Source organism: Vibrio sp. V42_P2S4T144, from assembly GCF_009904715.1.
GTDB classification, from domain to species: domain Bacteria; phylum Pseudomonadota; class Gammaproteobacteria; order Enterobacterales; family Vibrionaceae; genus Vibrio; species Vibrio alginolyticus.
The window spans coordinates 1-8,203 of the sequence record NZ_WXWS01000384.1; the positions used below are offsets into that span (position 1 = coordinate 1).

Below are 8,203 nucleotides of genomic sequence, written 5' to 3' on the forward strand. Positions count from 1 at the left end.
CAATATGCCTATTCGCTCTTCTCAACCTTTGTATATTCAGGCCTGTGGCTTTCACTCTGCCATGGGACAAGATGATGCGCTCATCCACCAGTGTTTATCAGGAGCGAAGCCATCCAACATGGTGGTTGACCAAGATATTTTAAATTCAGGCCGCCAAACAGTAATCGGTCGAATTGCACAGACGTTACCGCAATTACCGACCGCACTCAGCCAGTTTGATACGAGAAACAACCGCCTCGCACTTTCGGCTTTGCTGCAAATCGAAGGCGACGTGCGTGACGCCATTGCTAAATATGGTCGTGACCGTATCGCAGTCGTGATCGGCACCAGCACATCTGGCATTTCAGATGGCGAAATCGCATTTGGCGAAAAGCTGGCAAACGGTAATTTTCCTGCCGACTACCATTACACCAAACAAGAGCTTGGCAACTGCAGCGATTTTATTGCCGCCTACTTTGATTTGAGCGGCCCACATTACTCAGTTTCAACCGCCTGCTCTTCTAGTGGTCGTGTTTTTTTAACCGCGCAACGCCTGATTCGCTCTGGCATTGTTGATGCGGTCATTGTGGGTGGTGTGGATACCATTTGTCGCCTAACACTAAACGGCTTTAACGGTTTAGAAGCTCTATCCGATACCCTTTGTAAGCCGTTTGACCAACATCGCAACGGCATCAATATCGGTGAAGCAGCAGCATTAATGTTGCTAAGCAAAACACCTGCGCCCGTTGCTCTTCTCGGAGCTGGCGACAGCTCAGACGCACACCATATTTCCGCACCACATCCAGAAGGGTTAGGCGCAGAAGAAGCGATGAAAAAAGCGTTGGCCAATGCAGGACTTACAGCGCAAGACATTGGTTACATCAACGCACATGGCACAGCAACGCCGTTAAACGATGCGATGGAAAGCAAAGCCATTCATCGCTGCTTTGGAGACTCCGTTCCCGTAAGCTCGACAAAGCCACTTACCGGACACACATTAGGCGCAGCAAGTGCTACGGAAGCCGCGATTGCTTGGCATATTCTCAAGTACAACCTTGATTTGCCAATACAACACTGCGAAACCAAAGCAGACGATATCCATATATCGTTAGTTGAGACGCCAACCAAACTGGGTAACAAAGCGATTCTCAGCAACTCTTTTGCTTTTGGTGGCAATAACATTAGTCTTATTTTTGGTTACGCTCATGACTAAACTTCCTCCCATCGAACAACTTTTGCCACACGACAAACCAATGATCTTGGTTGATCGTGCTTTGGATGTTCAACAAGATACGATTCACTGCCAGGTTGATATCGCAGAACACAACCCGTTCTTCGACTCGACCTCTCAAACCGTGCCAGCTTACGTTGGCATTGAGTTTATGGCGCAATCTGTCGCGGCGTGGTCTGGTTACCACGCATTAATGAAAGAACAAGCGCCACCGATTGGCTTTTTGCTTGGTAGCCGTCGATACACGTCTGAATGCGATACGTTTTCTCGCGGACAGGTGCTCGATGTGTATGCTGAAAAAGTTATGGAAGATAACGGTATGGCGGTTTTTTCAGCCCGTATTGAGCTACAAGGAACTGTTGTAGCGACTTGCCAATTGAACGTTTACGTTCCATCAGAAGAAAAATTACAAGAAATGAAAATCAGGAGTCAACAATGACCCGACAAGTCCTCGTTACAGGTGCCAGCAAAGGCATCGGCAAAGCCATTGCCGTTCAATTAGCCAAAGATGGTTTCCAAGTCATTGTCCATTACATGGGCGATCAACAAGGCGCGCAAGACACCCTAAACACCATCGAACAGCATGGTGGTAGCGGTCGTCTTATCCAATTCGACATCAGTGACCGTGCAGATTGTCGTGAGAAGCTAGAAGCCGATATCGCCGAACACGGCGCTTACTATGGCGTCGTAAACAACGCTGGCATCACAAAAGATACCGCTTTCCCTGCGATGACCGAAGAAGAATGGGATGGTGTGATTCATACCAACCTAGATAGCTTCTACAACGTTCTTCACCCTTGTGTTATGCCAATGGTGCAAAAGCGCAAAGGCGGCCGAATTGTTACCCTTGCATCAGTCTCTGGCCTAATGGGTAATCGTGGCCAAACCAACTACAGCGCAGCAAAAGCGGGCGTAATTGGTGCAACAAAATCACTCGCACTTGAACTGGCAAAACGCAAAATCACCGTTAACTGCGTTGCTCCAGGGCTTATCGACACAGGCATGGTAGACGAACACGTAAAAGAACACGCGATGCCGCAAATTCCTTTGCGCCGCATGGGAGAACCAGAAGAAGTCGCTGGTTTAGTCAGTTACCTTATGTCTGACATCGCAGGCTATGTAACTCGCCAAGTCATTTCGGTAAACGGAGGCCTAGTATGAACTGTCGAGTCGTTGTAACCGGAATGTCGGGCGTGACTGCGTTTGGTAACGATTGGCAATCTGTCGAGCCGAAACTGCGTGACTGCCAGAACGCGACGCAATACATGCCTTCTTACGAACAGTATGATGGTTTGAACACCAAGCTCGCGGCACCAATTTTAGATTTTGAACTGCCAAAGCACTACAAGCGCAAGCAAGTACGCGGCATGGGGCGCGTTTCTAAATTGGCGACTGTCGCAACAGAAAACGCACTGAGCCAAGCAGGTTTGATTGGTAACGACGTACTCACCAATGGTCAAACGGGTATCGCATACGGCTCATCAACAGGCAGTACTGACGCAATCGGCGCATTTGGTGTCATGCTGAATGAGAAAACCACGAAAGCGATCACCGCAACGACTTACGTGCAGATGATGCCGCATACCACGGCAGTGAACGTTGGTCTATTTTTCGGTTTGAAAGGCCGAGTGATCCCAACCAGCAGTGCATGTACCTCCGGCAGCCAAGCAATCGGCTACGCCTACGAAGCGATCAAACATGGCTACCAAACGGTAATGGTTGCTGGTGGCGCTGAAGAACTGTGCCCAACGGAATCCGCTGTCTTCGATACCCTTTTTGCCACCAGTCTGAAGAATGAAGACCCGAAAAGCACACCAAGACCTTATGACTCCGATCGCGATGGTTTGGTGATTGGTGAAGGTGCGGGAACGCTGGTTCTGGAAGAGTACGAACACGCCGTCGCTCGTGGCGCGAAAATCTATGCAGAAATCATCGGTTTTGCCAGCAACTGTGATGCCGCACACGTCACTCAACCACAGATGGAAACCATGCAAATCTGTATGGAAATGGCTTTGCAAAACGCGGGGATTACTGCTGAGAAGATCGACTATGTATCTGCTCACGGCACTGCCACCGACCGCGGTGATATTGCAGAAAGCAACGCAACAGCGAATGCTCTGGGCAAAGTGCCAATCAGTTCACTCAAGAGCTACTTTGGCCACACACTCGGCGCGTGTGGCGCAATTGAAGCGTGGCTAGGTTTAGAAATGATGCACACAGGTTGGTTCAACCCAACACTCAACCTAGAAAACCTCGACGAGCAATGTGGCGATTTAGACTACATCGCTGGACAAGGCCGAGAGCTGGACGTGAAATATTTGATGAGTAATAACTTCGCCTTTGGCGGCATCAACACCTCCATCATCTTTAAAAAGATGTAATGCCCTTAGTAAATGCAAAAGCGCTGGTTAACCAGCGCTTTTTTGTTGGTTGCCTATCAGGTTCATATATCACGCTGTAACGGCAAACAAGACATTACCATTCCGCGATACAAAGGCGACTTTTAACACCACGAATTTGTAATCCCATCGCTTCAAAGACATGCTCAAAATCTTGACAAGATGCAGGCACATTAGGTAGCGACAATGAAGCCTCGGTAAAAAACGTCCGACTCAAATTATCCGTCTCTCCCCAAGCTAACTGCCACCAATCCAAAATTCGCGGCTTGGATGCGTTTAATCGATAGCTAGCAGGAATACGATCACGCTTGTTTAGGTTTTCAACCTTAGATGTTGGTAGTAAGTTCCACTTATCATTGTTGGGCCAATAAGCAAATGGCAAACAGTGATCAACGTGATACTCATTTCGTAATTTGCTTCCACTCCATACACTGACAATGTCGCAATGGCTGAGCTTCAACTGTTCAATTCTCTTTCGCACGACTCGCGTATCATGGTCTTTATCAATCCAGACCAAACAATCATGATACGTTTGCAGTGGAATACCCCGCTCTTGATTAGACCGAAATCGTTGCATTTCCATAATCCATTGGTTGACCACCAGCGGCTCAATCCAAGAGTTATACAATCGAAAACAATCCCAAAGGCTTTCATCCAACACAAACAGCCCATAACCTTCGAGGAACTCGCTATCCACAACAATTGAACGTTTTGGCTTCTTAGCTGAACGAATCATTTCAAAGTAAGGGTTTGATTTATCACCTTGATAGGTAAAAGTGACGGGACCATCTTTTATGGTTTTTAAGCTGTCTTTTATCGCTTTATCAAGCGCCACTGCATCTTCACCAAAAAATGTCGTGCCTATAGCAAGATCATCAGGACTTAAATGGGAAAGTCTGCCCCAGCCATCGGGCTTTATAAAACCTAGCCCTTTAGACGAGTTCGAGCTTTGCTGGATGTTCTCTTTATCGATTAAACGCTTAAATTGACGAATCCAATATAAGCCAACTAATCCTAATGGGATTGCAACTTTACCTTCGCTGCGATCAACCACTGCACCAGAATGAGCGTCTGCAATACGTAGTAAAGTACGTAGTAGTGCGAGCTTATAGGTAGCCGATTTGGAATCATTGACGATAATGTGGCGAACCTTATTCAGCTCACCGGAACCATCATCAGGCAAAGACATCACTACAGTTTGCCAAGATACACCCGTTCGCTTTAACTGATCGTCATCGAGAGATACGTTTCTCACCATTAAAGCGCTATTCTTTGCAAACTTTTCGAGCTCTTCAACCGATACGGGATAAGCTTTACGACCGTCAGAAAAGTCACCGTGACGAAGGCTAATCACCAATCGACCATTAGGCGCTAACAAATTTGCAAGTTTGCGAAATGCACGTTCACGGTGCGTAGGCGCAAGATGCATCCATACCGCACTGACAAGAATTAAATCGAAGCGAAAGCCAAGATTAATGGTTTTCTCAAGCTTAGGTAATGCATCTTCAAGCCAAGTAACGGAATCGCCACAGTAAGACTTACCAAGCCTTAGAAGTGCTTGAGCAGGCTCAATCGCAACAACTTCACACCCATGCTCAGCCATCCATTTCGCGTCTCGACCAGAGCCCGCGCCAACATCTAACACACGATCTCCAGCCTGGGGCCAGAAGACTCTCCAACTCGCGTGGACATCCTCAAACTGGATCGATGTGTATTGCTTCGCGAAAGAGTCGGCGTGTCGGTCATAAAAGTTAGAAGTGGCAGGCATAAAGGTTAACGAAAGGTAATTAATATGCGTCCATATTAATTGCTAGAAATTGCAATGGCTAGAATGCCATTCAAAAGTTGTAGATAGAGTGGCAATTACAGCCAAAAACCTAAAAACGACAAAGCCCCGACAACTCAAAGAGTTATCGAGGCTTTTGAATAAATGGCACGCCCTATTGGATTCGAACCAATGACCACATCCTTAGAAGGGACGTGCTCTATCCAGCTGAGCTAAGGGCGCGCTACAGGGACAGGATTATACGAGTTCAAACGGGTAAATCAACGGGTTTTCATAACATTCTGATCTGAATGCCTAAAAAAAGTCCATTAAAACGCTTAATGTTCAAAAACACCACAAAGCAAACGTTTGCGTATGGATGTTGATAAGAAATTCTGCGACAATGCGCCGCAGATAATCTGCCTTCTTAATTTATAAGGAAAGTCATGACTGCTCAAAATATAGACGGAACTCTCATTTCCCAAACTGTTCGATCCGAAGTGGCTGCACGTGTTAAAGCACGTGTTGAAGCTGGGCTACGTGCTCCTGGTTTAGCAGTGGTTCTAGTTGGTGAAGATCCTGCTTCTCAAGTTTATGTCGGTAGCAAACGCCGCGCATGTGAAGAAGTTGGGTTTGTTTCTAAGTCTTTTGACCTTCCTGCGTCTAGCTCAGAAGAAGAGTTACTAGCGCTGATTGATGAATTAAACAACGATGATGAAATTGACGGCATTCTAGTGCAATTACCCCTTCCTGCAGGTATAAACACAACACATGTTTTAGAGCGCATTCACCCAGAGAAGGACGTGGATGGCTTCCACCCTTATAACGTTGGCCGTCTTGCGCAACGTATTCCAAAGCTTCGCTCTTGCACGCCAAAGGGCATCATTACCCTACTCGAGCGTTACAACATTGAGCTACGTGGTAAACATGCGGTTGTGGTTGGCGCATCAAACATTGTTGGTCGTCCAATGACACTTGAGCTGCTGCTTGCGGGCTGCACAACAACAACATGTCACCGTTTTACCAAAGACCTAGAGAGTCATGTGCGTCAAGCTGACGTTGTCGTGGTTGCGGTTGGTAAGCCTAACTTTATCCCTGGTGAGTGGATTAAAAAAGGCGCAGTGGTGGTCGATGTCGGTATTAACCGTCTTGACTCAGGCAAACTAGTTGGCGACGTGGAATACGACAAAGCACGTGAAAGTGCGAGCTTTATTACTCCTGTTCCTGGTGGAGTTGGCCCAATGACCGTCGCAAGTTTAATTGAGAACACTATGCTCGCTTGCGAACAGTTCCACACAGACAAATAACGTAAAGCTTCAGATACGAAAAAGGCTCCGCAAGGAGCCTTTTTGCTAATTGTTGATATCTATTTCAATTACAGACTTAAAATCACACCCGCAATCGAAGCGCTCATTAAGTTCGCCATGACACCAGCGATAATCGCACGGAAACCATGCTTAGAAACAAATGCACGCTTTTCTGGTACCAATGAGCCCAACCCACCAATCAGCATCGCCATGCTTGAGATGTTTGCAAAGCCACACAAAGCAAACGTCACGATTGCTTGTGAGTGTTCACTAAGTTGAGACTTCACTTCTGCAAGCTGGATGAAAGCGACGAACTCATTCACCACAATCTTGTTACCAATCAGCGAGCCTACTGTGGTTGCTTCTTGCCATGGTATACCCAACAACCAAGCGACTGGCGCAAACACAAAACCTAGGATGAGCTCAAAACTTAATGGTGTCCCAATAAGATCACCTATCCAGCCTAACATGCCGTTTAGCATTGCAATGACACTAATAAACGCCAGTAACGTACCACCGACCGATACAGCAATGCGTACACCCGCCATGGCACCATCGGCTAATGCTTCTACTACGTTGGTTGCACGTGGAATTTCAACTTGGCTAATGTCGATATCTGCTGCTTTATCCGTATCTTCTGGCATTAAAATTTTTGCCATCAACAAGCCGGCAGGTGCTGACATAAATGCAGCAGCAATAAGATAGTTGAGGTCGACACCCAGTGATGCGTAACCAACCAACGTTCCGCCAGCAACTGACGCTAAACCACCTGTCATAACTGCAAAGAACTGCGAGTCAGTCATGTGTTTTAGGTAAGGCTTTACCATTAATGGTGCTTCAATGGTGCCAACAAAGATATTCGCCGTAGCAGACAAAGACTCAGCACGACCGATACCCAGCAGCTTTTGAATACCACCACCGATAAAGTTAATGATTTTTGGCATCACACCAATGTGATAAAGACCTGAGATAAGAGAGGAGAAGAAAACGATGATACCCAGAACATTGATCGCAAAGGTGAAGCCCCCTGTCGCCAAATTACCGAATAAAAACGCAATGCCCTCTTGACCATAGTTGATCAAATTCGACACAACACTGCTCACTGAATTCAGCGCATCTCGTCCTGCTGGTACATATAAAACCAACAACGCAAACAGTACCTGCAAAGCAAACGCAAACGACACCGTTCTCAGCTTTATATTTTTTCTATTTGTAGAAAGTAGCCATGCTAGGAATAGTATGGCTACGATACCAATAATTGAGTTCATAAAATGAATCCGACAGAAGGGGGATATGGAAGGCACCGGATTGTATAGCGGACTCAAAATGCTGCAAGTTGAGGATGTTAACAGTGTGAAAAGTTTAAGCGACCAATAACTGACCAACAAAATAACCAATTGAATTTATTGAAGATAAACGTTTGCTTATTTCAATTATTTCCATATGGAAAATATGTTTCTGATTCAGGAAAAATTTTTGTGAAGTGAATCACCTTATGTGTCGTTCTACAACGTCATTGATC

General features: G+C 46.3%; 7 protein-coding genes and 1 tRNA gene. 5 read left to right on the forward strand and 3 right to left on the reverse strand.

The features are described 5' to 3' along the window. Positions 1-4: 4 nt before the first annotated feature. Genes CAG68_RS12940 through CAG68_RS12955 form a run of 4 tightly spaced genes read left to right on the forward strand, consistent with a single transcriptional unit; the run spans position 5 to position 3,591 of the window. Entirely contained in the window at positions 5-1,192 is a 1,188-nt protein-coding gene (locus tag CAG68_RS12940) for a beta-ketoacyl-[acyl-carrier-protein] synthase family protein (RefSeq protein ID WP_054730341.1), read from the forward strand. Beyond that, positions 1,185-1,649, forward strand: a complete 465-nt coding sequence (locus CAG68_RS12945) for a hotdog family protein (RefSeq protein WP_005388322.1) — start codon at positions 1,185-1,187, stop codon at positions 1,647-1,649. Before CAG68_RS12940 ends, CAG68_RS12945 begins: the two co-directional genes overlap by 8 nt. Continuing rightward, complete coding sequence (gene fabG / locus CAG68_RS12950; RefSeq protein WP_005388326.1) at positions 1,646-2,371, forward strand: 3-oxoacyl-ACP reductase FabG; 726 nt, start codon at positions 1,646-1,648, stop codon at positions 2,369-2,371. Before CAG68_RS12945 ends, fabG begins: the two co-directional genes overlap by 4 nt. Further along, the gene (locus CAG68_RS12955; protein ID WP_024702821.1) at positions 2,368-3,591 is read left to right on the forward strand and encodes a beta-ketoacyl-ACP synthase; all 1,224 of its coding nucleotides are present in this window, start codon (positions 2,368-2,370) and stop codon (positions 3,589-3,591) included. Before fabG ends, CAG68_RS12955 begins: the two co-directional genes overlap by 4 nt. Before the next feature lie 94 nt (positions 3,592-3,685). Here the strand turns inward: CAG68_RS12955 and CAG68_RS12960 are convergent, their stop codons facing one another. Continuing rightward, positions 3,686-5,377, reverse strand: a complete 1,692-nt coding sequence (locus tag CAG68_RS12960) for a class I SAM-dependent methyltransferase (RefSeq protein ID WP_054728953.1) — start codon at positions 5,375-5,377, stop codon at positions 3,686-3,688. Between the two features lie 163 nt (positions 5,378-5,540). Next, a tRNA-Arg gene (locus tag CAG68_RS12965) sits at positions 5,541-5,617 on the reverse strand. Between the two features lie 203 nt (positions 5,618-5,820). Between CAG68_RS12965 and folD the strand changes: the two genes are divergently transcribed. Further along, entirely contained in the window at positions 5,821-6,681 is an 861-nt protein-coding gene (folD, locus tag CAG68_RS12970; RefSeq protein WP_161441234.1) for a bifunctional methylenetetrahydrofolate dehydrogenase/methenyltetrahydrofolate cyclohydrolase FolD, read from the forward strand. Between the two features lie 68 nt (positions 6,682-6,749). On the opposite strand, the gene CAG68_RS12975 is transcribed toward folD, so the two are convergent. Continuing rightward, positions 6,750-7,949 (reverse strand): NupC/NupG family nucleoside CNT transporter, encoded by a 1,200-nt coding sequence (locus CAG68_RS12975; protein WP_161441235.1) that lies wholly within the window; start codon positions 7,947-7,949, stop codon positions 6,750-6,752. Positions 7,950-8,203: the final 254 nt, after the last annotated feature.